Here is a 24534-nt window from a genome sequence, read left to right on the forward strand (position 1 = left end):
ATCTTTGGGCCTCCTAGTTTTTGACTGCTCCCGAGGTTAGCCCTTCCATAAGCTGCCGAGCCGCCAGGGCAAACACCAGCAGCAGTGGAGCGACCATCAGGGCTGTACCGGCCATAATCGCACCCCACTCCACATCGGTAGCCCCCTGCAAGGTGCGCAGCACCACCGGTATGGTTTTGGTCTCCTGGGTACGCATTATCACGTTCACATCAGCAAAGCGGTTCCACGAGCCGATAAAGGTAATCAGGCCCAGGGTGCCGAGGGCCGGGCGGATCAGGGGCAGAACGACGCGCCAGTAAATCTGGAACTCGCTGCAGCCGTCTATCCGCGCTGCATCCACCAGTTCCTTAGGAATGGCCGAGATGATGTACTGCCGCATCATAAAGATGCCCAGTGCGCTGGCCATAGCCGGTACCCAGAGGGCTTTGGGGGTGTTGATCCATCCGATCTGGTAGATGAGCAAATAGAAGGGAATCAGGTTGAGAATGGCGGGTATCAACAAGGTCGCCATGACCACCGCAAAGAGCTGTTCGCGCCAGCGGAACTGGTACATGGCAAAGCCAAAACCGGCCAGACTGCAAAAAAACAGGCTGGTGATGGTGGTCATCAGGGCCAGGTAGAAGTTGTTCCAGTAAGCCCGCCAGAAGGGTATTTTCTCGATCAGAATCTGGTAGTTTGTCAGGAAGTGTTCACCAAACCAGATGGGGGGTGGAAAGCCGAAAATTTCCGAGCGCTGGTGCGTAGCGAACACGAACATAAAGTAGAACGGCGCGATGGTCAGCACCCCGCCCAGCACCAGGAGGGCGTACCCCCCCAGGCGCAGCAGCCAACCCCCCAGGGAAACTCGAGCCATACTAATCGCCTCCCCGGGCCGCACGCCCAAAAATCAGGTTGTTGAGGTAGGTGAGTATGCCGATAAAAACGAAGAGTAACCAGGCGATGGAGGCCGCCGTGCCCATCTCGAGCCACTCAAAAGCCGTGCGGTACATGTACATGGTGGCGGTCTGTCCCCCCGGTGTGGCCGCGCTGGCGCCCCCGTTAAGCAGCACAAAGGGCTGCTCAAAAAGCTGCATGTTGCCAATGATGGTGAGGCTAACTGCAAAAAACATCATGGGCCGCAGAAGAGGCAGGGTGATGTAGCGGAACTGCTGGAGGCGGGTGGCTCCATCCACTGAGGCAGCTTCGTAGAGGTCTTTGGGGATGGCCTGGATGGCGGAGAGGTAGAGCAAGGTGTTCCAGCCGGTAAACTGCCAGATCACCACCAGGGCAAGGGCGTATTTGATGTTGGCGCTGGTGAACCAGTTGATGTTCTGGTCGGGCAGCAGCGCACCCAGCAGAGGCCAGGTGTTGAGGTGGGCGATCGCCAGGTTGATAACGCCGTTGTTGGTGGCAAAAAGGGTGTTGAAGATGAGGGCAATGGCCACCGAAGAGGTGATGTAGGGGAGGAAGTAAACCGCCGTGACAAAGGTCTTGAAACGGCTGAGCACCATGTGAATGACAAAGGCCAGCGGAATGGCGATTAGGTGTTGTGGAACCCCAGAAAATACCCCCAGCCAGATGGTGTTCCACAGGGAGCGCCAGAACATGGGGTCGGTCAGGGTGAAGGTGTAGTTCTCGAGGCCCACGTACTTCCACCGGCCCCACCCGTCGCTGGGCGTCCAGGCCTGAAAAGACATGTACAGAGAAAACAGCGTGGGGTACAGGCCAAAAACCAAGAAAAGGATAAAAAAGGGGCTAACAAAAATGTAGGGTGCATAGCGGCGCTGGAAGCTGCTCCAGCGCATAGCCAGGGGGGGGCTGCCCTGGCCAGAGGTCGAGGTACCAACAGACTTTCGCACGGATGCTCCTCTTGGCTGGCCCTGCTTGGGAAAACCTTTTCCCACGGGCCACAGAAGGGGGAGAAGGGCGGGCCCTTCTCCCCTTCATTTGGTTAGCGCATACGGCGTTCGATGAGCCGCTTGGCCTCAGCCAGGGCCGTCGGAATGTCCTTGCCCTCGTCCAGCACTTGGGCAAGCGCCTGTGAGATAATCTCGTTGGCTACACGGTCGTACTTATTGGCGCGCAGGGGCTTTACCCGGCGGGCTGCGTCGCGCCACAGCAGCCGGGCCTGCTGACCACCCAGGAACTCAATGGGCTCGTTAAAGGAGGGGTCTTCCTGGGCTGACAGCAAGGAGGGGAAGGCGCCGATAGCTTTGAAAGCGGCTACCTGCGCTTCTCTGGTAGTAGTTACAAACTTGATGAACTCCCAGGCCAGGGCCTTATTCTTTGAGGTGCTGGAAATCGCATAGAAACTGCCTCCCCAGGAGGCGTACATACCTTCGGGGAGTTGCTGCACACGCCACAGCCCTTTGGTCTCGGGAGCCATCCAGTTTTGCAGGTGGCCCTGCAGCCAGGCCCCGGAGAACTGCGTGGCCACGGTACCCTTCTTAAAGGCGTCGTACCACTCGTTGGACCAGGCTCCAATCCGGGCATCCAGTCCGGCAGCGCGAATGTTTTTGGCCAGCTCAAAGGCCCGCACAAAGCGGGGGCTATCCACAACCACCTTGCCCTGGGCATCGAAGTAAGGGCTGTTGTTGGCTGGGGTGGTGGCGAAGATGTTGATCCAGGCCACATCGGAAGCGTCGGCAATGAGGAAAGCGCCGGTGGTGGCCTTGATTTTACGGCCAGCGGCAATATAGCCCGGCCAGGTCATCATGTTTTTGGGATCTACGCCAGCCTTTTGCAGGATATCCACCCGGTAAAAGAAAGTGCCGGGCCCGATGTCCACCGGCATGGCGATAAACCGCCCATCCGACGCGGTGGCTTGGGCGATCGTATAGGGAGTGAAGAGCCGCTTATACTGCCCGGCATTGTAGGGGGCCTTGTTCAGGTCTTCAAAACCCTGCCCTTCGGCAAAGCGGCCTACAAACCCAACCTCGATGGCCGCCACATCGGGCAGACCTTGCCCGGTGGCCAGCGCAGTGGTAAGGGCGTTGTGGTGGTCGGCGTACTGCTGGATTACCAGCTTGACTTCGACATCGGGGTATTTCTTGTTGAACAACGGAATTTGTGCCTTGAGGGCGTCGTCGAGGTTGGGAAAGACCCCAACCGTGAGGGTGGTTTTCTGGGCCAGGCCCAGCCCAAACAGTACCAACAGTGCCAGCAGCGATGGGATTTGCTTCATGGTTTCCTCCTAAACAAACAGATTGCCTGAACCGGTTTTGAAAGCGCTTTCAAAGTTATTTAGATTGTTTTCATCACCTCCTTCGCTCCATCCGTCAGGTCAACAGGTGCGCAGCCAGAGCACCCGAGGAGCGGATCAAAGACGTGGATTCCCGCACTACCAGGTTAGTAGAGAGGGGCTTGGGCGTGTAATCGTGACCCTCGAGGAGGGCCAGCATCAGACGCGCGGCCTCCCAGCCCATGGCCGGGCCCGGCTGGCGGACGGTAGTGAGGGGTGGGGTGAAGTAGCTCGAGCTGGGCAGGTCGTCGAAACCCACCAGCGAGACATCGTGGGGAACACGAATTCCCCGGCGGTACAGGGCCACATTGGCGCCGTAGGCCATCTGGTCGTTGGCAGCGAAAATGGCGGTGAACAGAGCACCTCGAGCCAGCAGTGCCTCGACGGCCAGCACCCCGGACTGCTCCATATAGTCCCCCACCACCACCAAGGCGGGGTCGAAGGGGATATGGGCCTCCTTGAGGGCCGCCCGGTAGCCCTCGAGGCGCTCGATGGCATCCGGGTGGGAGGTGGGGCCCGCGATGTGCGCAATCCGGCGGTGGCCCAGCTCAATCAGGTGCTGGACGCCTTCGTAGGCTCCCTGCCGGTTGTTTATGCCCAGGCATTTCAGGCCCGGAATTTTGCGACCCACCACCACCACCGGCATGGTGTGGGCCAGTTCCTTCAGGCGCTCCTCCGGCACGCTGCCGTCCATCACGATCAGACCATCCACCTGGCGGCCCACCAGCACCTTCAAGGCTGCTTCCTCCTGATCGGCGCGCCAGTGGCCGCTGGCAAAGATGGGGTGGTAGGCCGTGCCCTCGAGGGCCTGTTCCACCCCCTTGAGCATCTCGCCGTAGTAGGGACTGCTGATCTCCTGGGTAATGACCCCGATGGTAAGCGAACGCCCCTGGGCCAGGCCCTTGGCCATGATGTTGGGGCGGTAGTGCAGGCGCTCAATGGCCCTAAGAACAGCCTCCCGTTTGCTGGCAGCTACTCGAGCCGTACCGTTGATCACCCGCGAAACCGTGCTGGGCGAGACCCCGGCCTCGCGGGCTACATCGCTAAGGGTTACGGCTTCGCGCAAAAATGCCTCCGGGCTACAGATAGTTTCTTGATATGAAACTAAATCATATTTTGAAAGCGCTGTCAAGACTTCTCAGATTGTAAATGTAAGAGGTTGCTGGGGGCCCAAAAAAGCTCCAGTAATGGAATCTGGCAGTTGCACAACCCCTGCCGGTAGGCCATGATGAGGCCCATGGATTTGCTGGTGGTGGTGCCTCACCCCGACGACGAGGTGTTCGGCGCAGGTGGAACGCTCATTCAATATGCCGACCGGGGCCTGGAGACCGGCCTGATCACCCTCACCAAAGGCGAGGCCGGACGAACCCTGGGGCTGTGCAGGCCGGAAGAGCTGGGTGAACTGCGAGCCCAGGAGCTACAGCGGGCGGCGCAAATTCTCAAACTGGGCCACCTCGAGCTCTACGATTTTCCCAACGGCCTACCCAACAACCCGGTGGACGGCGAAGCCAGGGGCCACGGTTTTTCCACCCCGCAGGGCGTGGCCGATCACCCCGAAATTGTCGACCTGTTGCTGTGGCGCTTCGAGGTGCTGCGGCCCAGAGCCATCATTACCTTTGGCCCCAACGGCTCCAACCGCCACCCCGACCACGTCGCCACCCATCGGTTTGTGGTGAAGGCTGTAGAAAAATCCGGGCAGAAGATCAAGCTATTCTTCTACGCTTCCCCGCGGCCGCTGCCGGAGTACCTGGAGGGCTGGCTGCCCCCCAACCACGTGCGCCACCTGCCCATGGAGGTGCTGCTGCAAAAGCTGCGGGCCATGGCCCAGCACCGCACCCAGGCCCTCTCGGTGCTCAACTTTATGGATCGCTTTAGCTCCCGGCTAGCCAGCGAGACCTTCCACCTGGCAGGTTATGAAGGGCCCATACAACACGAGCTGCTCTGGTATGCCCGGCCTTAAGCGCGCCCTGGGGAAGTGTTCCGGCTGACGGTTATGGGCAGCCTCGAGGGTTAGACTAAACCCCATGAGAGAACGCATGTTCCCCATCACCACCCCCGAAGAGGCCGATGCTTTTATCGATAGCAAGCCCATCACGGCCATCTTCAAAGCCGGCACCTGCCACAAGACCATGCAGGGCTGGGGCAATGTCGAAAAAATGCTGCGCGAGCGGCCCGAAATTCCGGTGGGCATCATCAAGGTGGTGGAGCACCGCCCAGCCTCGAACCGGGTGGCCGAGCGCACCGGCATTGTGCACCACTCCCCGCAAATTATTCTGTTCCGCAACAGCCAGCCGCTTTTTGAGCTGAACAACTGGGAGATCACCCTGGAAAACCTCGAGGCCCTCTTCCAGCAACACCTCCCGGAGGTAAAGGTCGAACCCGCGCAAGAGGCGGGCAAAAGCAACCTCGAGCCCTACAAGCGGCTTCTGGACGCCTACCTGAGCGGAGCGATCAGCGAGCAGCAGTTCGCCTGGGCCTACCTCAACATGTTCCGCGAAGACGCTTCACTGCGCTCGCAGGAGGAGTTCGAGCTGCTCAACTCCCTGTTCGGCAACCCCGACGAGCACCACATCCACCCCATGGCCATCCTGCAGTTTGAGCAAGCCAACCCCCAGTCCACGCCGCTATTTGAGCGCGCCCAACACCTGCGGGCCCGCCTCGACACGCTCTAGATAACCATCCAAACACCCTCCGAGGCTATCTATTTAGCCTAAAGCGCACCCCTCACTGCGTTCGACAAAGAAAGCATCGCCCTCCGCTAGCAAATCGGTCGGGTTGGTTCGCCACTATTGGGTGGCAAACCAACCGAAGCTGATAGCAGAAATCGCCAGTCTCCCCTGAATCGCTCCAACATCCAGCTTGTAAGACCGCACCTTACTGAATCGAATTCCACACATCTCGCTCTTGCCAAGTCGGTCAAGCTCTGTTATATTTTTACCTGCTATTGGCGAAGCGTTCCGCGATAGCTCAGTTGGTAGAGCGCTCGACTGTTAATCGAGTGGTCGCAGGTTCGAGCCCTGCTCGCGGAGCCAGCAAACCCAGGGAAGCCTGGGTTTTTTTCTTGGCTACAGCCGCCCCGCCTCGATGATGCTGGACAGAAACTGCTGGGTGCGCTCGTGCTGGGGGTTGGAAAAAATCTGCTCCGGGGGGCCTTCCTCGTGCACCACCCCACCGTACATGAAGCAGACCTTGCTGGCCACCTCCTTGGCAAAGCCCATCTCGTGGGTAGCCAGAATCATGGTCATGCCCTCGCGGGCCAGCTCGCGCAGCAGGTTGAGCACCTCGGAGACCAGCTCGGGGTCGAGGGCCGAGGTAATCTCGTCCAGAAGCAAAAGCATGGGCTCCATGGCCAGCGCCCGCACAATGGCTACGCGCTGCTGCTGGCCGCCCGAGAGCTGGTCGGGGTAGGCCTGGGCTTTGTGCTCGAGGCCAATCCGCTTCAGGAGGGCCAGGGCTTTGGCCTGGGCTTCGGGCTCGGGCATCCGCAGTACCTGGGTGGGGGCCAGGGTGATGTTTTGCAGCACGGTCATATGGGGGAAGAGGTTAAAGCTCTGGAAAACGATCCCCACATCGCGGCGCAGGGCGTTGAGGTCTACCCCCGGCCCGGTAATGCGGTCGCCGTGCAGGCGAATCTCGCCCGCCTGGATCTCCTCGAGGCCATTGATGCAGCGCAGCAGCGTAGACTTGCCACAGCCCGAAGGCCCAATCAGGCAGACCACCTGGTGCTCCTCCACCGTCAGGTTGATGCCGCGCAGCACCTCATTGGCGCCAAAGCGCTTGTGAACGTTGCGGATTTCCAAAAAGCTCATAGGTCTTCTCCCTGGGCCAATACACTACCCGGCTACGACCCCTGCCGGAAGCGGGCCCGGTCGCGCTCGACCAACCGGTCTACCAGGCGGGTCTGGGGGATGGTAATCAGGATAAATAGAATCGCCACGGTGGTCACCGCCGACAGGTTGAAGTCGTTGGAGGCGATGATGCGGGCCTGGTTGAAGGCGTCAATCACCCCCACCACATTCACCAGGGCGGTGTCTTTCTGCATCCCGATAAAGTTGTTGAGTAGGGGCGGGATAATGCGCCGCACCGCCTGGGGCACCACCACAAAGCGCAGGGTCTGCCCGTAGGACAGGCCCAGGCTGCGGGCCGCGGCCCACTGGCTGGGGTGGATGCTCTCGAGGCCGGCCCGGTAGACCTCGGCCATATAGGCCCCGTAGGTCAGGGTGAGGGCCAGCACCGCCAGGGCCTCCAGGGGCAGGTTGCGGAAAAAGCCAATGCCGGTAAGGGGCAGGCCAAAGCCAATCAGGTAGATCACGATGATGGAGGGTAGGCTCAAAAAAGCGTCGGTGTAGAAGGTCGCGATAAAACGGATGGGCTGGGCCGGTTTGCCGGGCAGCAGCTTGGCAATGGCCACCACCAGGCCCCAGATGAGGGAAAAAACCCCGGCGAACAGAAAAATAACCACGTTCACCCAGAAGGCCTGCAAAATGAGGCCAAAGGAGTTGCGGATGAGCTCGAGCTGGAAAAAAGTGCGTCCAACGGCCACATTATTGGCGATAAAAAACAGCACAAACAGCAAAAACAGAATCAGTGCCCCGGCATAGCCCAGGGTAAACCAGGCCCAGGTATGAGCTTCCGAGCTGTGCACCCTGGCCGCAATCAGGTTTTCGCTCTGCAAAGCCAGTCGGGCCGCCCGCGACTGCCCTATGCTGCGGCTGGCCGGGAACAGCAACCCCAGGGGAGCCAGGGCCAGCAGCACCAGTATGGCATCGGCCCATAGCGCCTCAAAGTTGTTGGCAGTCATGGTTCGTTTCACAGCCCACATTACCCAGCCCGTAGCTATCAGTAAGCTAATGGCCAGGATCAGAGCCAGTAAGGCAAGCCCGAAACCATCCTTGGGCGGGATAGGGTTACGGCGTTTCACATCTTTGGAGCTTGGTTCGGTCATGGGTAAGTGATTCTACCTAATAACCCGGCCGTGCATGCATTTACACCTCAACGCACGTACAAAGCCAGCACCGGGAGCTTGCACCCCCGGTGTGGGCATAGCGGTGTCAGCTTTTCAAAAAATTCTCGGCTACTTCACCAGCTCAACCACGGCCAGTTGCGTACCATCACCGCGGCGACGCTCGGCCAGCTTGAGCACACGGGTATAGCCACCCGAGCGGTCGGCGTATCTGGGGGCGACTTCTTCAAAAAGCTTTTTGACCAGCTTGGGGTCGTGTAGATCGCGCAGTACCATGCGGCGCAGGTGGTTGCGCTGGGCATAAGCGGCCAGCTCCTCAGGGGTAGCCATACGCTCGCCTTCTTTGAGGGGCAGTACTTGACCGTTCTTGTCTTTGCGCTTGGTGAAGCGCACGCCCTCAGGCACCGTCAAGGTGGGGGCTTTCTTGGCAGTGGTGATCAGGTGATCCACGTAACCCGCCAATTCCTTGGCCTTGGGAATGGTGGTGATGATCCGGCCATTCTCCGAAAGCAAGAGGCTTTTAGCCAGGTTGCGGAACAAGGCCACGCGGTGCGAGGAGTTCCGATTGAGTTTTCTTCCAGCTTTCAGGTGACGCATGCATCTCTCCTTCAGAGAGGTCTCAGGTCTACGGGTCTAGTTGAATTTGTGGCCTGCGACCTCAGTCTTTCATCGCCAGCCCATGTTGGGCCAGACAGTCTTTGATTTCCTGTAGGCTGCGGTCGCCAATACCAGGCACTCGCTTAAGTTCCTTTTCCGATAGGGCCAGCAAGCTTTCCACACTCTCGATACCCTCTTCCTTGAGGTTGTGCAGAACGCGGGTGGTCAGGCCCAGGTCGTCGAGGGTCAGGGAAATTCCTTGGGGCGCTGGCGTGGCTGCGGGTGCGGCAGGTGCTGCCGTTGTTACAGCGGGCACAGGGGTAGCCTTATGTTCTACCCGCATGACCGGCGACTGGTCGAAGTAGCCCAGTTGCTCGCGCAGGATGCCCACGGCCTGCTGGAGCACATCCATGGGTGATACTGCACCGTTGGTCCAGATGCGCAAGGTTAGCTTATCCAGGTCGGTACGCTGGCCCAGGCGGGTATCCTCAACCTGGTAGGCCACCCGACGAACAGGCGAGTACAGGGCGTCCACCGGGATCGAGGAAATGCGGTCTTTGATACCGTGCTTCTCTGCCGGGACGTAGCCCACCCCTTCGTCTACGCGAATTTCCATCACCAGCTTGCCCTTATCTTCAAGGGTAGCGATGTACTGGTCGGGGTTGACGATTTCGGCGTCGGGGGGGCACTCGAGATCCCGAGCGTAAATCACCTTGGGGCCACTGGCGCGCAGGGTAAGGGTCTTGGGGCCTGTGCCAGGATTAGCAAAGCGCACCACCAGTTCTTTAAGGTTAAGAATGAGCTGAATGGCATCTTCCTTAACCCCAGGAATGGTGGAGAACTCGTGCAGCACGTCTTCGATATAGACGCTGGTAACTGCCGTGCCAGGGATCGAGGAAAGCAGAATGCGGCGCAGCGGGTTACCCAGGGTTACACCGAAACCCCGCTCGAGGGGCTCGAGCACAAACTCGCCGTAATTGCCATCAATGCGGGCGTTAAAAACCGGGGCTTTGGTCTTGGTGGTTTCCAAACTAGAACCTCCTCGGAGGTACCGATAGCCAAATTGACGCTGAGCGGTTTTGCTATCGGCTATGGGCTATGTCCTATCGGGAATAGAACTCGATCACGAGCTGCTCGTTCACCGGCAAAGAGAGCATTTCCCGTTCAGGTACGCGCAAGAAGCGTCCAGTCATGGTATCGGCGTTGAATTCCAGCCAAGGAAAGCTCTTGCGGTTCTTAAAGCGCTCGACATTCTGGACAATAAAGTCGATTTTTTTGGCCTTTTCCGCAACCTTGATCTCATCCCCCTGGCGCAAGCGGTAACCGGGAATGTTCACCCGCTTGCCGTTGACCAGAATGTGCCCATGTCGCACAAATTGCCGCGCCTGGCGACGGGTAGAGGCAATGCCCATGCGGAAGACCACATTGTCCAGACGGCTCTCGAGCAGTTGCAAAAACACCGTACCGGTTACGCCCTTCTTACGGCTAGCTTCCTCGAAAAGGTTGCGGAACTGGGTTTCCGAGACATCGTAAATGAAGCGCAATTTTTGCTTCTCACGCAACCGCACAGCGAAGTCGGAGGGACGGCCCCGGCGCTTCTGGCCGTGCTGACCCGGCGCATAAGGACGGCGATCCAGATACTTTTGAACTTTTTCGGTCTCGGCCACGTTCACCCCAAGGTGACGCGCCACTTTTACAATTGGCCCTCTATAACGACCCATTCTCTTCTCCTCCATCGGTCAGAAAAGCTCTATGTTGCTTTCCCAGCCGGGTTCCCAGGTTCGAAGGGTGAAGCAGGGAACCAAAGTTTCACCCCGAGTAGCAAACTAAACAGCCTTACGGAACTTTTTGCGGGGACGGCAACCGTTGTGCGGCGTGGGGGTATCGTCCACAATGGAGCGCACCTGAAGCCCACTGGCCTGCAAGGCACGAATAGCTTGTTCGCGGCCTGCGCCGGTACCCCGCACCACCACCTCAACGCTGTTCATCCCAAAACTCTGGGCTTTCTTGGCCGCATCCATGGCCGCTAGCTGGGCAGCATAGGGAGTGCCCTTACGGCTGCCCTTGTAGCCAATAACCCCGCCCGACGACCAGGTAACGGGGTGACCGTTGGTATCGGTGATAGTCACGATGGTGTTGTTATAGGAGGCGTGAATAAACGCCTTGCCCATCGTAACCTGACGTTTGACTTTTTTCTTACGACTTGTAGAAGACTTTTTCTCAGCCATACTCTCCTCGCGTGTGCTCCACTGCAAAATCAGGGGTGGAGGCTTATCAGGAGTCTCAACTGGCGTGTACACGATGCAGGGTCATGCACCTACGTTCCAGCTTTGTCCGGTAGTGTAAAAGTCAGCGGGCCCACTACCCAAACCACGGGTACTCTTATTTGCGAGGCGCCTTCTTCTTGCCAGCCACAGTCTTGCGGGGGCCTTTGCGAGTACGGGCGTTGGTACGGGTACGCTGTCCACGCACGGGTAGCCCGCGGCGGTGGCGCAGTCCCCGGTAGCAGCCGATGTCCATCAGGCGCTTGATATTGCCCGCCACTTCGGCGCGCAGCTCACCCTCGAGCTTGTAGGTGTTTTCCACAAACTCGCGCAGGCGGGCTACTTCGGCCTCGGTCAGATCTTTGACCCGGGTAGCCGGATTGACGTTGGTAGCTGCCAGGGCTTCCTTTGCGCGCGCGGGGCCTACCCCATACACGTAGGTCAGAGCAATGTCCACACGCTTATTACGGGGGATTTCTACACCAGAAATACGAGCCATTCGTTCACCTCCTTTCTAGGTTTCCATCAGCCTTGACGCTGCTTATGGGTGGGGTCTTCGCAAATCACATAAACGCGACCGTGCCGCTTGATCACCTTGCACTTGTCGCACATCTTCTTGACCGAGGTACGCACTTTCATGGTTTCTCCTTAAGAAAAATGAGTCTTGGGCTTAGCACCTTGTACTGGAGCCAGAGGGTCACTTTCTGTACACTATCCGGCCGCGGCTGGGATCGTAGGGAGTAATCTCGACCACCACCCGGTCACCGGGCAGAATACGGATGTAATTCATCCGCATCTTGCCCGAAATGTAGCAGAGGATTTCAGGGCCATTATCAAGCTGAACCCGGAAGGTGGTGTTGGGCAGAGCCTCGCTTATGACGCCTTCAGCACGAATTGTATCTTTTTCCTTGGCCAAGCCTCTCCTCCTAGCTACCGTTCTACCGGCACAGCTTTCTGGCTCCCCGTCAAGAGGCGAGGGCCAGTATCAGTAATCAGCACCGTGTTTTCGTAGTGGGCTGCCAGGTTGCCCTTACCAACCGTGGCCGTCCAACCATCCGCCAATATTACCATCTTGGCAGGATATAAAGCAACCATTGGCTCAAAAGCCAGGGTCATACCGGGTCGTAGCTTGGGGCCTTTGCCAGGCTCACCGTAGTTAGGCACCTGGGGATCCTCATGCAGTTCGCGGCCCACACCATGGCCCACCATCTCCCGGATACACCACAGCCCGTGTTGGCGCTCAACAAAATCCTGCACCGCTGCCGCCACATCGCCGATACGCTTACCAGGCTGCAGCAGTTCAAATCCCACCCAAAAAGCCTCTTCAGTAACACGCATTAAGCGCTCGGCCTCGGGTGAGACCTTGCCAATGGCATAGGTACGGGCCATATCGGTGGTGTAGCCTTCGTAAGTAAATAGGAAATCGATCTTTAGAAGCTCTCCTTCGCGTAAAGGGCGCTTGGAGGGGAAACCGTGCACCACCACATCGTCAATAGACATACAGGTTGCGCTGGGGAAGGGCACCGTCCCCCCCGCGCGATAGCCAATCTGTGGCGCCTGGCCTCCCACCTTCTGGATGGCCCGCAGGATAATCTGATCGAGCTCTTGGGTGCTCACCCCAGGACGAATGTGTGGCTCCACCTCGGCAAAGATGGCGGTATGAAGCTGACCCGTTTTGGTCATCTTCTCAATCTCCCAGGGCGACTTAATGTGGATGGCCATATTCAGTTCCCTACTCAAGCGCGCCAGCGTCCTAGGAGACCCCCACACCCAGTGCCTTTTGAATGGCTTGGTACACCTCGTCTACCTTACCCAGGCCATTGATTTCCTTGAGGTATCCGGTCTTCTTGTAGTAGTCCACCAAGGGTTGGGTTTTCTGTCGGTACTCCACCATTCGGGCGCGAATGGTGCTTTCGTTGTCATCTGAGCGGCCCTCTTCCAAAGCCCGCCCCAAGAGCCTGCGCACCAACTCTTCTTCTGGTGCGGTAACCAGCAGTACACCCAGGAGACGAATCTTGCGCTCGGCCAGCAGTCGGTCGAGGGCTTCGGCTTGGGCTAGGGTGCGGGGAAAGCCATCGAATATAACCTTGGGATCAGGCATTTCAGCCAATTCCTGGCCTATTAGCCCCAGGATAATCTCATCGGGCACCAATTTGCCTGCCTCCATCAAGGGCTTGGCCTGCTGTCCCAGCTCGGTGCCTCGAGCCACGTGGCTACGAAGGATATCACCGGTTGAAAGCTGACGAAAACCAAGCTCGAGCGCCAAGCGCTTGGCCTGGGTACCTTTGCCCGCCCCTGGAGGGCCCAAAAAAATTACCGCCTCTGCCACCAGCAACCTCCTTAGCGGGTACGACCCCGCAAGCGCCCCTTAGACAAAAAGCCCTCGTAGTTGCGCATCTGTAGCTGGGCCTCGATCTGGCGCAGGGTATCCAGCGCCACACCCACTACAATGAGCAAGCTAATGCCCGAAAAGTGAAAGGCCAGGGTGGTCACGCCGGTCACGTTTTGCATGATGGTAGGCAGAGCCGCCACAACACCCAGAAAGATGGCCCCCCAGAGGGTTAGGCGAGAGACGATGTGCTCGAGGAACTTTACCGTGGGCTCGCCCGGACGAATGCCAGGGATAAACCCACCATACTCACGCAGGTTCTCGGAGATACGGCGCGGATCAAACTGCACCGCCGTATAGACATAGGTAAATCCGATGATCAGCAGCACCTCAATCAGCAAGCCGGGGAAACGGTTGGGGGTGAAAAAGTTGGCAATTCCCTGAGCCACCGTGGATTCGGGGAATACCCCGGTAATAAAGAGGGGTACCTGGAGCAAGGCTGCCGCAAAAATAATGGGGATGACCCCAGCCGCGTTGAGCTTGATGGGAATGTAGGTGGCCTGCCCACCAAACATCTTGCGGCCCACCTGCTTCCGTGCGTACTGCACCGGGATGCGGCGCTCGGCCTGCTGAACCGCAGCCATTACCCCCAAAGCCAGCACGATAAAGGCCAGGAAGATCAGCAAGGCAATTAGGTTGACCTCACCAGTACGCACCAAACCAAAAGTGCGGCCAAGCTGCGGCAACCACGAGGCCACAATGCCAGCAAAAATCACCATGCTGGTGCCATTGCCTATGCCGTATTCGGTGATGCGCTCGGCCATCCAGAGCAGCAAAGCGATGCCTGCCACCTGGGTAATCACCACCACAAAATAGAAGAAGAAGCCAGGCTCCCAGCCGGGTAGCAGGAAAGCTCCATTGTTGGAGCCCAGAAAAGCCGTGGCTAGAAACAAGCCCTGCACCGCCCCCAGGGCAATGCCTGCTATACGGGTGTACTGGGTAATGATACGACGGCCTTCCTCGCCCTCTTTTTGCAGCTTTTCCAGGGATGGGATTACTGTAACCAGCAGCTGCATGATGATGGCGGCCGTGATGTAGGGCATGATACCCAGAGCAAAAATAGAGAACTGCTCGAAGTTGCCTCCGGAAAAGAGGTTAACCAGCCCCAAGGCACTGCCCGCCTGGGTGCCCAAAAACTCGCGGATTTTACTGATATCTACCCCAGGGGTAGGGATGAAGGTACCCAACCGATACAACGCCAGCACCAAGAGCGTAAACAGAATGCGCTTACGCAGCTCAGGGATGATGATGGCGGAGCGGAAGGCCGCGAGCATCTTAGGCCCCCTCAATCACAACAGCTTCCCCACCAGCCGCCTTGAGTTTTTCAACGGCAGCCTGGGAGAATTTGTGGGCACGCACTTTTACCCCGTTGGCGTTACCCATAGCCAGCACCTTGATCGGGTAGCCCGGGCGCACCAGACCTGCTTGCACCAGCGCTTCAGGGCCCACCTCGCCAGAAGTGAAGTGCTTAGCAATTGCCCCCACATTGACCACCTGGTATTCAACCCGCTTAAGCTCGCCGTGCGAATCACCCTTCATGCCGCGTTTGGGCAGACGCATAATCAGGGTAGAACGCCCGCCTTCGAAGCGCGCTGGGTTCTTCAGGCCGCCCGAACGGGATTTCTGACCCTTGTGACCCCGCCCAGCCGTCTTGCCGTGACCAGAGCCGGGACCCCGACCCACGCGCTTGCGGCGCTTGTTGGCCCCTTGGTTGGGACGAATATCGGTAAGTTTCATTCCAGCACCTCCACCAAGTGGGCCACCTTGCGAATCTGGCCGCGCACAGCAGGGTTATCCTGCACCTCACGCACGCGGTTCATCTTGGTCAGGCCCAGCACCTTGAGGGCTACTTTTTGGTCTTTGGGGTAGCCAATAGGGCTCTTAACCAGCCGCACCTTCAAGGTCGCCATTAGGCCACCTCCTCGGATTTGGCAGGAGTTTTACGCAGGCGCTTGACATCATCCCAGGTCTGAAGCTGGCGCAGGGCCTCCATGGTGGCATAGGCAATGTTCACCGCGTTGCGGGAGCCCAGCTCCTTAGTCAGAATGTCGGTGATGCCAGCGAGCTCGAGGATCGCGCGGGGCACCTGACCAGCAATTACCCCAGTACCAGGAGCCGCCGGGCGCAGCAAAATGGTGGAAGAGCCCCAAGTTACGCTAATTTCGTGGGGGATGGTGCCATTGTGCAGCGGCACCTCGATCATGTCGCGCTTGGCATAGTTGTTGGCCTTCTGTACAGCCATAGGCACTTCTTTGGCTTTGCCCAGACCCAGGCCCACACGGCCCTGCCGGTCGCCTACGGCCACCAAAGCCCCAAAGCGGAACCGACGCCCGCCCTGGTAGGTTTTGGAGGTACGGCGCACAAAGATCATCTTTTCTTCAAAATCGGTTTCAGGCATATGTAACCTCGCTCGAGGCAGAAGACTCAAAAAAACCGGTTGCCCTGTTTCAATGCTTGGGCTTCGGCTTTTTCGCCCTCAGCTTAGAACTCCAACCCGCCTTCGCGGGCCCCTTCGGCCAAGGCTTTCACGCGTCCGTGGTACTTGAAAGCGCCACGATCGAACACTACCTGAGAAATACCCTTGGCCTTGGCCGCCTCAGCGATGGCTTGGCCTACCTTCTTAGCCACTTCGGTCTTGTTGCCCGAGAGCTTGAGGGATTTACTCGAGGCCGCCACCAGGGTATGTCCTTTACTATCGTCAATGATTTGAGCGTAGATATGCTGCAAGCTACGGTGTACGCTCAAGCGCAAGCGACCAGAGGCCTTTACCGCGTTGCGAACCCGGAACTTGCGGCGATCTTCGGTGGTCAAACGAGCCACAGATTCTCCTTCCTTTACTTGCCAGCGGTCTTGCCGGGCTTGGTCTTGACTACCTCATCCGCATAACGGATACCCTTGGCGTGGTAAGCATCGGGGGGTCGCACCGCACGCACGTTGGCGGCAACCTGACCCACGAGTTGCTTATCAATACCAATTACCCGAATCTTGGTGGGCTCCGGTACTTCAAAGGTAATGCCGTCTGGGGGCGTAACAATGTCTTTGTGGCTGTGCCCCACGGTGAGCTCGAGGTTCTTACCCTGCATGGCCGCACGGTAACCGGTTCCGCTAATCAGCATCTCCTTCACGTATCCTGTCGAGACGCCTTGAACCGCGTTGGCAATTAGGGTGCGGGTCAGGCCGTGCAGGCTTCTGTGGGTTCGGCTGTCGGAGGGACGGCTAACAGTAAGCGTGCCCCCTTCGTTCTTTACGGTTAGGTCGGGGTGCACAGGTACGGTCAATTCGCCCTTGGAGCCCTTGACCTTTACGAAACCAGGGGCCACTTCTACGGTCACGCCCTTAGGCAAGGTGATGGGTTGTTTTCCGATGCGGCTCATTACCACACCTCGCAAATCACTTCGCCGCCAACGCCCAGCTTACGGGCTTCACGGTCGGGCAGCAGACCTTTGGAGGTCGAGACGATGGCCAGGCCCAGGCCGCGGCGCACGTTAGGCACGTTCTCGGCAGTTACGTATACCCGGCGCCCCGGACGGCTCACCCGGCGAATGTGCTTGATAACCTGTTCGCGGCGGGGGCCATACTTGAGGATTAGGCGGAGAAACGGCTTACCCTCTACCTCGATGCGCTCCATTCCTTTGAGAAAACCTTCTTTGACCAGGATGCTGGCGATCTGCTCCTTAAACTTAGAAGCAGGAACATCCACGCTCTCCTTGTAGACCTGGACTCCATTTCGAATCCGGGTCAGCATATCGGCAATCGGATCACTTAGCATTACAGCATCTCCTTCTTCTGGGGTGGCTCCGCTTGGTCTGGAGGTTTGCAGAGCTCGGTCTTGGCTAAGGCAAGCCAACCTGTCGGCTCAGAACATCCACAGAGGACACCCTAGGATTGGCCTTGCGGTATCGGTGAAATCTCACCGACCTACAAAGCAATCTTTACCAGCTTGCCTTCTTGACGCCCGGCAACTGCCCCTTGTGGGCCATTTCGCGGAACTGGAGGCGCGAAAGCCCAAAGTAGCGCAAGTAAGACTTGGCACGGCCCGTCACCGCGCAGCGGTTCTTGTGGCGGGTGGGGCTGGCATCGCGCGGCAGCTCGGCCAGCGCAGCGTAATCACCCGCAGCCTTGAGGGCAGCCCGCTTGGCGGCATACTTGGCGATGGTCTTTAGCTTGCGCTTCATCTTCTCGACTTGAGATTTTTTAGCCATGGTTTCACCTCCTTCCTAAGTTCAGCTAAGCAACTCTACGATGATAGCAAACAAAGCATTACTTACGGAACGGGAATCCAAGCAGCTCGAGCAGGGCTTTGGCTTCCTCGTCGGTTTTAGCCGTGGTAACCACCGCAATGTCCATTCCACGCACGGCATCCACCATGTCGTAGGTAATCTCGGGGAAGATGGCCTGCTCCCGGAGACCCAGGTTGTAGTTGCCGCGGCCATCGAAAGCGCCGGGGTTAACCCCGCGGAAATCGCGGATGCGGGGCAGGGCAATGTGAATTAGCTTTTCGGCAAAAATCCACATGCGGTCGCCGCGCAGCGTAACCCTTAAGCCAATGGGCATACCTTGGCGCAACTTGAAGTTGGAGATCGATTTTTTGGCGCGGGTAATGGCCGGCTGCTGACCGGTGATAACGGCCAGCTCCTTACCGGCTTTCTCGAGGATGCGGCTGTCTTCTTTAGCCTCGCCCAAGCCCTGGTTGACCACGATCTTCACCAGGCGGGGCACCGCCATGACGTTGTCGTAGCCAAAGCGCTTCATCAGCTCGGGGCGAATTTCTTCCAGATAGCGTTTCTTGAGGGCAACTTCCAGTGGCATTTACAACCCCCTTATTTGGTATCCAGCACGCCATCGCACTTGGCGCAGGCGCGCACCTTGGTGCCATCGGGCAGCACTTTCTTGCGGATACGGGTCGGCTTCTCGCAGCTTGGACAGATTGGCATGACCTTAGAGGCATGAATGGGCGCCTCGGTCTCGATAAAGCCCCCCTGGGGGTTGCGGGGGTTGGGCCGCACTGCGCGCTTGATGAGGTTTAGTCCCTCAACCACTACCAGCCCCTCTTTGGGCATCACAGCCTTGACTTTACCGGTTTCACCGCGAAGTCCTTCCTTGCCGGAAAGAACCACCACCGTGTCCCCTTTTTTGACGTGTATTTTCATTTAATTCCTCCGATTTTGCTTCAGGGCCGGTCAGCTAAGACACCAAATGACAAGTTTAGCAGAAACCGTCCCAAAAAGCATCCTGTGCAAGAGCTTGCCACATGCAAGCCGGGCGCGGGACGAGAGGCCTGAGTAGCCTCTCGTGTATCGGAACAACTTGCCTACGGCAAGAACCCGCAAACCCACACAAGGCTTAAAGCACCTCAGGGGCCAGCGAAACGATCTTCATGAAGCCGCGTTCGCGCAGTTCGCGGGCGACCGGCCCAAAGACACGGGTACCTCGAGGCTCATTCTGCTGGTTGATGATCACCGCAGCGTTGGTGTCGAAGCGAATAGAAGAACCGTCCTGCCGACGGATTTCTTTGGCTGTCCGCACCACTACCGCTTTAACTACGTCGCCTTCCTTGACCATACCTCGGGGGATGGCTTCCTTGACCGAAGCCACGATCACATCACCCACACTGGCATACTTGCGGTAGTGACCACCCATCACCCGGATACAGGCAATCTTGCGAGCGCCGGTATTATCGGCGACTTCCAGTACGGTTTCTTGCTGGATCACGCTTTACCACGCTCCTTACGCAAGAGATAGCGCTCGACCAGGTCCATACGGCCCTCCTCGAGGCGCCCCACCACCACAAATTTTTTGTTTTTGGAAATGGGGGTGGCTTCCCGAATTTCGACGACGTCGCCCAGCTTGTATTGGTCGTTTTCATCGTGGGCAAGGTATTTCTTGGACTGCTTGATCACCTTGCCGTACAGCGGGTGCTGCATCTGGCGCTCGACCAAAACCGTAACGGTCTTCTGCGCCTTATCGCTCACCACCACGCCGGTAAGAACTTTTTTAGGCATTGCGGACTCCTTTCTTAGGCCTTTTTGGCGCGGGGCGATTGTTCTTTTACTTTCTCGCCCAATACGGTCATCATGCGGGCAATTTCGCGCTTGGCTTCCGAGACCCGATGGTTTTTATCAAGCTGACCGATGCTGGCTTGGAAGCGCAGCTCCATTAGTTCTTTTTTGGTGTCCTGGATCCGCTTTTGCAGCTCGGCCACCGAAAGTTTGCGCAGCTCACTGGGCTTCGTCGTAGGCATCGCGTCTCACCACCTTGGTCTGAATCGGCAGTTTGTGGCCGGCCAGGCGCAGGGCTTCACGGGCTTGCTCCTCGGTCACACCGGACACCTCGAACATGACGCGCCCGGGCTTTACCACAGCCACATACCCCTCTACGTTCCCTTTACCTTTACCCATCCGCACTTCCAAGGGCTTCTTGGTATAGGGCTTGTCAGGGAAGATACGGATAAAGATTTTGCCGCCACGGCGGAAGTGGCGCACCATGGCCACACGGGCCGCCTCAATCTGCTGGCTGGTAACCCACGAGGGCTCCATCGCCACCAAACCCCACTCGCCAAAGGCCACATAGTCGCCGCCCTTGGCTGTACCCCGCATACGGCCCCGGTGGGCCTTGCGGTATTTCATGCGCTTGGGCATCAGCATGCTTATTCGCCCCCTTCTTTGCCCGTCGCCCCGGCCTTACGAACTGCCGAGCGGCGACGAGGTTTGCCTTCCTGATCACGTTTTGGCGCCGCCGGACGAGCCGCAGGTGCAGCGCCTGGCACCACCTTCTTGCCGCCGATCACCTCGCCCATGAACACATAGGCCTTGACGCCCAGCGAGCCGTAGGTGGTCTCGGCCCTAGCCGTTCCATAGTCGATGTTGGCCCGCAGGGTGTGCAAGGGAACCCGTCCCTCGGCTGCCCACTCAACGCGGGCCTGCTCGGCTCCACCAATCCGACCCGAAACCACGATTTTGGCCCCCTGTGCACCGGATTCACGCACACGCTGGACAGCTTGTTTGATGCTACGGCGCACGGCAAAACGGCGCTCGATTTGCTCGGCCACGCGCTGAGCCACCAGGGGCGCGGAAAGGTTGGGGTTGCCCACCTCCTGCACGTTGAGGGCCACGGTTTTACCGGGGAACTGGCTTTGCAGGGCCTCGCGCAGGCGCTTGATGGTCTCGCCCCCACGCCCGATCACCACGCCGGGTTTGGCTGCGTACACCATAACCGTAACGTTGTCAGCCGCGCGCTCGATGTCGATACGGGCCAGGCCGGCCTGGCGCAGCTCCTTCTCGATCAGAGCCCGGATTAGGCGGTCTTCTTGCAGGGTCTTGGCGTAGGCTTTTTTGCCGGCATACCAGCGCGACTCGAAATCGCGGGTGATACCCAGGCGCAGACCCACGGGATTGATCTTGTTACCCATTTTTCTCCCCCACGATGATGGTGATATGGCTGGTACGCTTCTTGATCATGTTGGCGCTTCCGCGGGCTCGAGGCAGCATTCGCTTGATGGCGGGGCCTTCGTCTACATAGGCCGCTTTGACATAGATCTGGTCTTCGATCATGTTTTTGCGGTCGTCATTCATGCCGTTGGCTGCAGCCGACTCGAGCACCTTAGCCACCACTTCCGAGGCCCGGTGCGGGGTGTACTTGAGGATAGCCCGGGCTTCCTCGAGCTTCTTACCCCGAATCAGGTCTACAACCAGGCGCACCTTTTGCGGTGACATACGGACATAACGGGCCGTGGCTAGGGCATAGGTGTGGGCTTTCTCATCCTTGACGGCTTCACCGCGTTTGCGCAACGAGAGCTTGGCGTAGCGCTGCAAGCCCGCCGAACCGGGGTAGTGCACATCGCGCAGGTCTTTACGAATATCGCTGCGCTCGCCTTTCTTGAGACGTTTTCTGGCTTCCATCATCCACCCCTTACTTCTTAGCGGTCTTGGCCTCTTTGCTGTGGCCGCGGTAGGTGCGGGTAGGCGAGAACTCGCCTAGTTTGTGCCCGACCATCTGCTCAGTTACATAAACCGGCACGTGCTGCTTACCGTTGTAAACCGCCAGGGTATGGCCGATCATCTCGGGCACAATGGTGCTCCGGCGGCTCCAGGTCTTGATCACCCGCTTTTCGCCTTTGGCGTTCATCGCCTCGACTTTTTCCAGCAGGTGGCTTTCCACAAAAACTCCTTTTTTCAAGCTACGTGGCATAGTTCACCTCTACTTGCGACGAGACACGATGAGTGCGCTCGAGGGCTTCTTCTTCTTGCGGGTCTTGAGACCTTTGGCCTGCTGGCCCCAGGGCGAGACTGGCGGACGGCCTCGCGGCGCGCGACCTTCACCACCACCGTGCGGGTGGTCTACCGGGTTCATGGCCGTACCACGCACGTGGCCTTTTCGGCCAAGGTGGCGCGTACGACCCGCTTTACCGAGCACGATGTTCTTGTGATCGGCGTTGGATACCACCCCGATGGTGGCGTAGCACTCACCGTGCACTTTGCGCAGCTCACCAGAGGGCAGGCGCAAGATTACGTAATCACCTTCGCGGCCCTGCACCTGCACGCTAGTACCGGCGCTACGGGCCATTTTGGCGCCCTTGCCAGGCTCGAGCTCTACCGCGTGAATCACCGTACCCACCGGAATAAAGCGCAGCGGCAGGGCGTTGCCCACTGAGATGGGCGCTTCGGGGCCGCTGGAGACGATGGTGTCGACCTTCAGGGCATCGGGGGCCAGAATATAGCGCTTTTCGCCGTCGCGGTAGAACAGCAGGGCGATACGGGCGGTGCGGTTGGGATCGTACTCAATGGCTGCAACCCGCGCAGGAATACCGGCCTTATCCCGCCGACGGAAGTCGATGATGCGGTAGAGCTGCTTGTGCCCACCCGAGATAAAGCGGCTGGTGGTGCGGCCTTGGTTGTTGCGCCCCCCGGTTTTTTTCATCGGGGCGGTCAGGCTCTTCTCCGGACGCTTCTTGGTCAGCTCAGAGAAGTCGGCCACCGTCATGAAGCGGCGCGATGGGGTGTAGGGTCTGAATTTCTTTACTGCCATTGTTCTCTTCCTCTCACTTGATACGGGCTAACCGAGTCGCCCTGATGCCAAGTGGATTTTTGCCCCGTCATCGTCCAGCGCCGTGAGATACGCATGTACGCTCGGTCTCGAGGCAGTTTGGAGGGCGCAGGGTTCGAGTTTTTTTGTCCCACATCCCCTGTCCTCCTCGATTAAAAGCCCTTAAAATCGGGACAAACCGATTTAGATCAGTCCTTCCAGGGCTTCAATCTTCTGTCCGGGAGCTACCGTTACGATAGCTTTCTTACGGTCGGGGCGCTTACCCATAAAGCGGCCCAGGCGCTTGTCTTTACCCAGGATGTTCTGGGTATTGACCCGCACCACCTTGACCTTGAAGGCGGCCTCTACAGCGTTGGCAATCTCGGTCTTGTTGGCCCTGGGGTGCACCCAAAAGGTATAGACCCCATCGGCAAACCGGCCGTACGCCTTCTCCGACAAAACGGGTTGAATAATCACATCGTGGGGCGTTTTCATCAGGCCTCACCCCCTACACTTTGGCCCAGCTTGGCTTGTACCCCTGGCCAGGCCGAAGCCTCCATCACCAGAACTTCCTGGCGCATGATGTCGTAGACGTTGAGCCCTTCGGGGGCCAGCACCCGCACCTTGGGCAGGTTGCGGGCCGCACGAGCCACCTTTTCGTCGCTGGTTACCAGCAGGATGGAAGGGCCCTCGAGGTTGTGGGCTTTGAGCCAGGCCACGAACTCTTTGGTTTTGCCGCTCACGCCCTTGAAGTCTTCCACCAGGAAGAACTTACCTTCCTTAGCGCGGTCGGCCAGGGCCATGGAGAGGCCCAGCTTGCGCACCTTCTTGGGCAGGGTGTAGCTGTAGTCGCGAGGCTGCGGCCCAAATACCGTGCCACCACCCACAAAAATAGGGGCGCCGTAATCGCCGTGGCGGGCCCGGCCGGTGTGTTTTTGCGCGTACATTTTTTTGGTGGTGAAGTTCACCATACCGCGGGTTTTGGTGGCCGCGGTACCCCGGCGGCGCGAGGCCAGTTGCCAGCGCACCACCTCGTAGAGCACGTGGCTCTTAACCTTTTCAGGCAGGGCCGCCTCCACGGTTTTATTGCTTCCGAGTATCGGAAGGTGATACATCACTTACCTCCCTTGCCGGCCTTTACGGCAGGAACTTTGCTGGTCTGGCGCACCACCACAAGGCTGCCGTTGGCCCCGGGCACTGAACCCTTGACCAGGATCAGGTTCTCGCTCTCGAGCACATCCACGACCTCGAGGCCCTGAATCGTCACGCGCTCGTTACCCCAACGCCCGGCCATCTTCTTGCCCTTGAAGACCCGGCCCGGGGTCTTGCGGTTACCAATCGAACCCCCGTGGCGGTGAATCTTGTGGGCACCGTGCGAGTCGTTGCCACCGGCAAAATTCCATTTCTTCATCACACCAGTAAAGCCGTGGCCCTTGGAGGTACCCGTCACATCCACCACTTCCCCGGCATTGAAAATGCTCACCGTCACGGTGTCGCCCTCGGGGTTGAAGCCCCGCAGTTCACGCAGGTACTTCACGGGCTCCACACCTGCCTTGGCGAAATGACCCTTGGCCGGCTTGTTGACCCGCTGTGGCTTCTGGCTCTGGAAGCCTAGTTGTACCGCTTCGTACCCATCTTTCTCGATAGTTTTGCGCTGTACCACTGGGCAAGGGCCAGCCAAAATCACCGTTACCGGCACGGCTTTATCGCCTTTCCAAATCTGGGTCATACCCACTTTAGTCCCAAGGATGCCCTTCATTAGCGGCCTCCTACCATCTTGAGCTCGATCTCTACCCCGGTGGGCAGATCGAGGTTGCGCAATCCCTCAATGGTTTTGGGTGTGGGATCGGTAATATCCACCAAGCGATTGTGGGTGCGCAACTCAAAGTGCTCACGGCTGTCTTTGTGCTTGAAGGGACTCCGCAGCACGGTAAAGCGACGGATGCGGGTCGGCAGCGGCACCGGCCCTGACACCTGGGCCCCGCTACGGCGGGCCGTCTCCACAATCTTGGCCGCCGAAGCGTCCAAGCTCTTGTGGTCAAAGCCCCGAAGTTTGATACGAATCTTTGGCATTCAGGGC

The 24534-nt window shown here is 58.5% G+C and carries 39 protein-coding genes and 1 tRNA gene; 3 read left to right on the plus strand and 37 right to left on the minus strand.

Annotated features, from left to right (window positions below):
• Nucleotides 1-13 precede the first annotated feature (13 nt).
• The 4 genes from Q0X18_RS12715 to Q0X18_RS12730 all read right to left on the minus strand — a co-directional run bounded on the left by Q0X18_RS12715 (nt 14) and on the right by Q0X18_RS12730 (nt 4286).
• Nucleotides 14-853, minus strand: coding sequence for a carbohydrate ABC transporter permease (locus Q0X18_RS12715; protein WP_297563176.1), 840 nt, complete (start codon nt 851-853; stop codon nt 14-16).
• A gap of 1 nt (nt 854) precedes the next feature.
• On the minus strand, nt 855-1838 hold the full coding sequence (locus Q0X18_RS12720) for a carbohydrate ABC transporter permease (RefSeq protein WP_297563178.1): 984 nt from the start codon (nt 1836-1838) through the stop codon (nt 855-857).
• A gap of 92 nt (nt 1839-1930) precedes the next feature.
• Nucleotides 1931-3163 (minus strand): ABC transporter substrate-binding protein, encoded by a 1233-nt coding sequence (locus tag Q0X18_RS12725; protein ID WP_297563180.1) that lies wholly within the window; start codon nt 3161-3163, stop codon nt 1931-1933.
• 94 nt (nt 3164-3257) lie between these two features.
• A complete protein-coding gene (locus Q0X18_RS12730) occupies nt 3258-4286 on the minus strand; it encodes a LacI family DNA-binding transcriptional regulator (protein WP_297563182.1) in 1029 nt (342 codons plus the stop codon).
• Between the two features lie 171 nt (nt 4287-4457).
• On the opposite strand from Q0X18_RS12730, the gene Q0X18_RS12735 reads away from it, so the two are divergent.
• The 3 genes from Q0X18_RS12735 to Q0X18_RS12745 all read left to right on the plus strand — a co-directional run bounded on the left by Q0X18_RS12735 (nt 4458) and on the right by Q0X18_RS12745 (nt 6252).
• Nucleotides 4458-5180, plus strand: a complete 723-nt coding sequence (locus Q0X18_RS12735) for a PIG-L deacetylase family protein (protein WP_297563184.1) — start codon at nt 4458-4460, stop codon at nt 5178-5180.
• Between the two features lie 64 nt (nt 5181-5244).
• Nucleotides 5245-5892, plus strand: coding sequence for a monothiol bacilliredoxin BrxC family protein (locus tag Q0X18_RS12740; RefSeq protein WP_297563186.1), 648 nt, complete (start codon nt 5245-5247; stop codon nt 5890-5892).
• A gap of 284 nt (nt 5893-6176) precedes the next feature.
• Nucleotides 6177-6252: transfer RNA gene (locus Q0X18_RS12745), tRNA-Asn, on the plus strand.
• A 33-nt stretch (nt 6253-6285) separates the two neighbouring features.
• Here the strand turns inward: Q0X18_RS12745 and Q0X18_RS12750 are convergent.
• The 33 genes from Q0X18_RS12750 to rpsJ form a co-directional block, all read right to left on the minus strand.
• Nucleotides 6286-7029 (minus strand): amino acid ABC transporter ATP-binding protein, encoded by a 744-nt coding sequence (locus tag Q0X18_RS12750; protein ID WP_297563188.1) that lies wholly within the window; start codon nt 7027-7029, stop codon nt 6286-6288.
• 32 nt (nt 7030-7061) lie between these two features.
• Nucleotides 7062-8165 (minus strand): amino acid ABC transporter permease, encoded by a 1104-nt coding sequence (locus tag Q0X18_RS12755; RefSeq protein ID WP_297563189.1) that lies wholly within the window; start codon nt 8163-8165, stop codon nt 7062-7064.
• A gap of 129 nt (nt 8166-8294) precedes the next feature.
• Entirely contained in the window at nt 8295-8780 is a 486-nt protein-coding gene (locus Q0X18_RS12760; protein ID WP_297563191.1) for a bL17 family ribosomal protein, read from the minus strand.
• 61 nt (nt 8781-8841) lie between these two features.
• The gene (locus Q0X18_RS12765) at nt 8842-9810 is read right to left on the minus strand and encodes a DNA-directed RNA polymerase subunit alpha (protein ID WP_297563193.1); all 969 of its coding nucleotides are present in this window, start codon (nt 9808-9810) and stop codon (nt 8842-8844) included.
• 73 nt (nt 9811-9883) lie between these two features.
• The gene (rpsD, locus tag Q0X18_RS12770; RefSeq protein ID WP_297563195.1) at nt 9884-10501 is read right to left on the minus strand and encodes a 30S ribosomal protein S4; all 618 of its coding nucleotides are present in this window, start codon (nt 10499-10501) and stop codon (nt 9884-9886) included.
• 105 nt (nt 10502-10606) lie between these two features.
• Complete coding sequence (gene rpsK / locus Q0X18_RS12775) at nt 10607-11008, minus strand: 30S ribosomal protein S11 (RefSeq protein WP_297563196.1); 402 nt, start codon at nt 11006-11008, stop codon at nt 10607-10609.
• Between the two features lie 154 nt (nt 11009-11162).
• Nucleotides 11163-11543, minus strand: coding sequence for a 30S ribosomal protein S13 (rpsM, locus tag Q0X18_RS12780; RefSeq protein WP_297563198.1), 381 nt, complete (start codon nt 11541-11543; stop codon nt 11163-11165).
• A gap of 26 nt (nt 11544-11569) precedes the next feature.
• Nucleotides 11570-11683, minus strand: a complete 114-nt coding sequence (rpmJ, locus tag Q0X18_RS12785; RefSeq protein WP_013014843.1) for a 50S ribosomal protein L36 — start codon at nt 11681-11683, stop codon at nt 11570-11572.
• Nucleotides 11684-11741: 58 nt separating this feature from the next.
• Nucleotides 11742-11960, minus strand: a complete 219-nt coding sequence (gene infA, locus Q0X18_RS12790) for a translation initiation factor IF-1 (RefSeq protein ID WP_013014844.1) — start codon at nt 11958-11960, stop codon at nt 11742-11744.
• 14 nt (nt 11961-11974) lie between these two features.
• Nucleotides 11975-12766, minus strand: a complete 792-nt coding sequence (map, locus tag Q0X18_RS12795) for a type I methionyl aminopeptidase (RefSeq protein WP_297563200.1) — start codon at nt 12764-12766, stop codon at nt 11975-11977.
• A gap of 31 nt (nt 12767-12797) precedes the next feature.
• Nucleotides 12798-13379, minus strand: coding sequence for an adenylate kinase (locus Q0X18_RS12800; protein WP_297563201.1), 582 nt, complete (start codon nt 13377-13379; stop codon nt 12798-12800).
• A 5-nt stretch (nt 13380-13384) separates the two neighbouring features.
• A complete protein-coding gene (secY, locus tag Q0X18_RS12805) occupies nt 13385-14707 on the minus strand; it encodes a preprotein translocase subunit SecY (protein WP_297563203.1) in 1323 nt (440 codons plus the stop codon).
• A 1-nt stretch (nt 14708) separates the two neighbouring features.
• Nucleotides 14709-15170: a 50S ribosomal protein L15 gene (gene rplO / locus Q0X18_RS12810; RefSeq protein WP_297563205.1), complete on the minus strand. Its 462-nt coding sequence runs from the start codon at nt 15168-15170 to the stop codon at nt 14709-14711.
• Nucleotides 15167-15343, minus strand: a complete 177-nt coding sequence (gene rpmD / locus Q0X18_RS12815; protein WP_297563207.1) for a 50S ribosomal protein L30 — start codon at nt 15341-15343, stop codon at nt 15167-15169. The genes rplO and rpmD overlap by 4 nt, the downstream gene beginning before the upstream one ends.
• Nucleotides 15343-15831 carry a 30S ribosomal protein S5 gene (rpsE, locus tag Q0X18_RS12820; RefSeq protein ID WP_027876095.1) on the minus strand — a complete coding sequence of 163 codons (489 nt, stop codon included), beginning with the start codon at nt 15829-15831 and terminating at the stop codon, nt 15343-15345. The genes rpmD and rpsE overlap by 1 nt, the downstream gene beginning before the upstream one ends.
• An 83-nt stretch (nt 15832-15914) precedes the next feature.
• On the minus strand, nt 15915-16253 hold the full coding sequence (gene rplR, locus Q0X18_RS12825) for a 50S ribosomal protein L18 (RefSeq protein ID WP_027876096.1): 339 nt from the start codon (nt 16251-16253) through the stop codon (nt 15915-15917).
• Between the two features lie 14 nt (nt 16254-16267).
• Nucleotides 16268-16807 (minus strand): 50S ribosomal protein L6, encoded by a 540-nt coding sequence (gene rplF, locus Q0X18_RS12830; RefSeq protein ID WP_297563210.1) that lies wholly within the window; start codon nt 16805-16807, stop codon nt 16268-16270.
• Nucleotides 16807-17202, minus strand: a complete 396-nt coding sequence (rpsH, locus tag Q0X18_RS12835) for a 30S ribosomal protein S8 (protein WP_297563211.1) — start codon at nt 17200-17202, stop codon at nt 16807-16809. Before rpsH ends, rplF begins: the two co-directional genes overlap by 1 nt.
• Nucleotides 17203-17365: 163 nt before the next feature.
• Complete coding sequence (gene rpsN / locus Q0X18_RS12840) at nt 17366-17635, minus strand: 30S ribosomal protein S14 (protein WP_297563212.1); 270 nt, start codon at nt 17633-17635, stop codon at nt 17366-17368.
• 58 nt (nt 17636-17693) lie between these two features.
• A complete protein-coding gene (rplE, locus tag Q0X18_RS12845) occupies nt 17694-18242 on the minus strand; it encodes a 50S ribosomal protein L5 (protein ID WP_297563214.1) in 549 nt (182 codons plus the stop codon).
• 11 nt (nt 18243-18253) lie between these two features.
• Nucleotides 18254-18583, minus strand: coding sequence for a 50S ribosomal protein L24 (gene rplX / locus Q0X18_RS12850; RefSeq protein ID WP_297563216.1), 330 nt, complete (start codon nt 18581-18583; stop codon nt 18254-18256).
• A gap of 193 nt (nt 18584-18776) precedes the next feature.
• On the minus strand, nt 18777-19145 hold the full coding sequence (rplN, locus tag Q0X18_RS12855) for a 50S ribosomal protein L14 (RefSeq protein WP_013014857.1): 369 nt from the start codon (nt 19143-19145) through the stop codon (nt 18777-18779).
• Nucleotides 19142-19435: a 30S ribosomal protein S17 gene (gene rpsQ / locus Q0X18_RS12860; protein ID WP_027888545.1), complete on the minus strand. Its 294-nt coding sequence runs from the start codon at nt 19433-19435 to the stop codon at nt 19142-19144. The genes rplN and rpsQ overlap by 4 nt, the downstream gene beginning before the upstream one ends.
• 14 nt (nt 19436-19449) lie before the next feature.
• Entirely contained in the window at nt 19450-19674 is a 225-nt protein-coding gene (rpmC, locus tag Q0X18_RS12865; protein ID WP_297563219.1) for a 50S ribosomal protein L29, read from the minus strand.
• Nucleotides 19652-20077 carry a 50S ribosomal protein L16 gene (rplP, locus tag Q0X18_RS12870; RefSeq protein WP_297563221.1) on the minus strand — a complete coding sequence of 142 codons (426 nt, stop codon included), beginning with the start codon at nt 20075-20077 and terminating at the stop codon, nt 19652-19654. Before rplP ends, rpmC begins: the two co-directional genes overlap by 23 nt.
• Nucleotides 20078-20079: 2 nt before the next feature.
• On the minus strand, nt 20080-20841 hold the full coding sequence (gene rpsC, locus Q0X18_RS12875; RefSeq protein WP_297563222.1) for a 30S ribosomal protein S3: 762 nt from the start codon (nt 20839-20841) through the stop codon (nt 20080-20082).
• Nucleotides 20834-21220 (minus strand): 50S ribosomal protein L22, encoded by a 387-nt coding sequence (gene rplV / locus Q0X18_RS12880; protein ID WP_297563994.1) that lies wholly within the window; start codon nt 21218-21220, stop codon nt 20834-20836. The genes rpsC and rplV overlap by 8 nt, the downstream gene beginning before the upstream one ends.
• Nucleotides 21221-21341: 121 nt before the next feature.
• Nucleotides 21342-21620 (minus strand): 30S ribosomal protein S19, encoded by a 279-nt coding sequence (rpsS, locus tag Q0X18_RS12885; RefSeq protein ID WP_027876108.1) that lies wholly within the window; start codon nt 21618-21620, stop codon nt 21342-21344.
• A 9-nt stretch (nt 21621-21629) separates the two neighbouring features.
• Nucleotides 21630-22457 carry a 50S ribosomal protein L2 gene (gene rplB, locus Q0X18_RS12890; RefSeq protein WP_297563224.1) on the minus strand — a complete coding sequence of 276 codons (828 nt, stop codon included), beginning with the start codon at nt 22455-22457 and terminating at the stop codon, nt 21630-21632.
• 201 nt (nt 22458-22658) lie between these two features.
• A complete protein-coding gene (locus tag Q0X18_RS12895; protein WP_297563226.1) occupies nt 22659-22949 on the minus strand; it encodes a 50S ribosomal protein L23 in 291 nt (96 codons plus the stop codon).
• The gene (gene rplD, locus Q0X18_RS12900) at nt 22949-23569 is read right to left on the minus strand and encodes a 50S ribosomal protein L4 (protein WP_297563227.1); all 621 of its coding nucleotides are present in this window, start codon (nt 23567-23569) and stop codon (nt 22949-22951) included. The genes Q0X18_RS12895 and rplD overlap by 1 nt, the downstream gene beginning before the upstream one ends.
• The gene (gene rplC, locus Q0X18_RS12905) at nt 23569-24213 is read right to left on the minus strand and encodes a 50S ribosomal protein L3 (protein WP_297563229.1); all 645 of its coding nucleotides are present in this window, start codon (nt 24211-24213) and stop codon (nt 23569-23571) included. Before rplC ends, rplD begins: the two co-directional genes overlap by 1 nt.
• Entirely contained in the window at nt 24213-24527 is a 315-nt protein-coding gene (rpsJ, locus tag Q0X18_RS12910) for a 30S ribosomal protein S10 (RefSeq protein WP_297563230.1), read from the minus strand. Before rpsJ ends, rplC begins: the two co-directional genes overlap by 1 nt.
• Nucleotides 24528-24534: the final 7 nt, after the last annotated feature.

The organism is Meiothermus sp., assembly GCF_026004075.1.
GTDB lineage: Bacteria > Deinococcota > Deinococci > Deinococcales > Thermaceae > Meiothermus.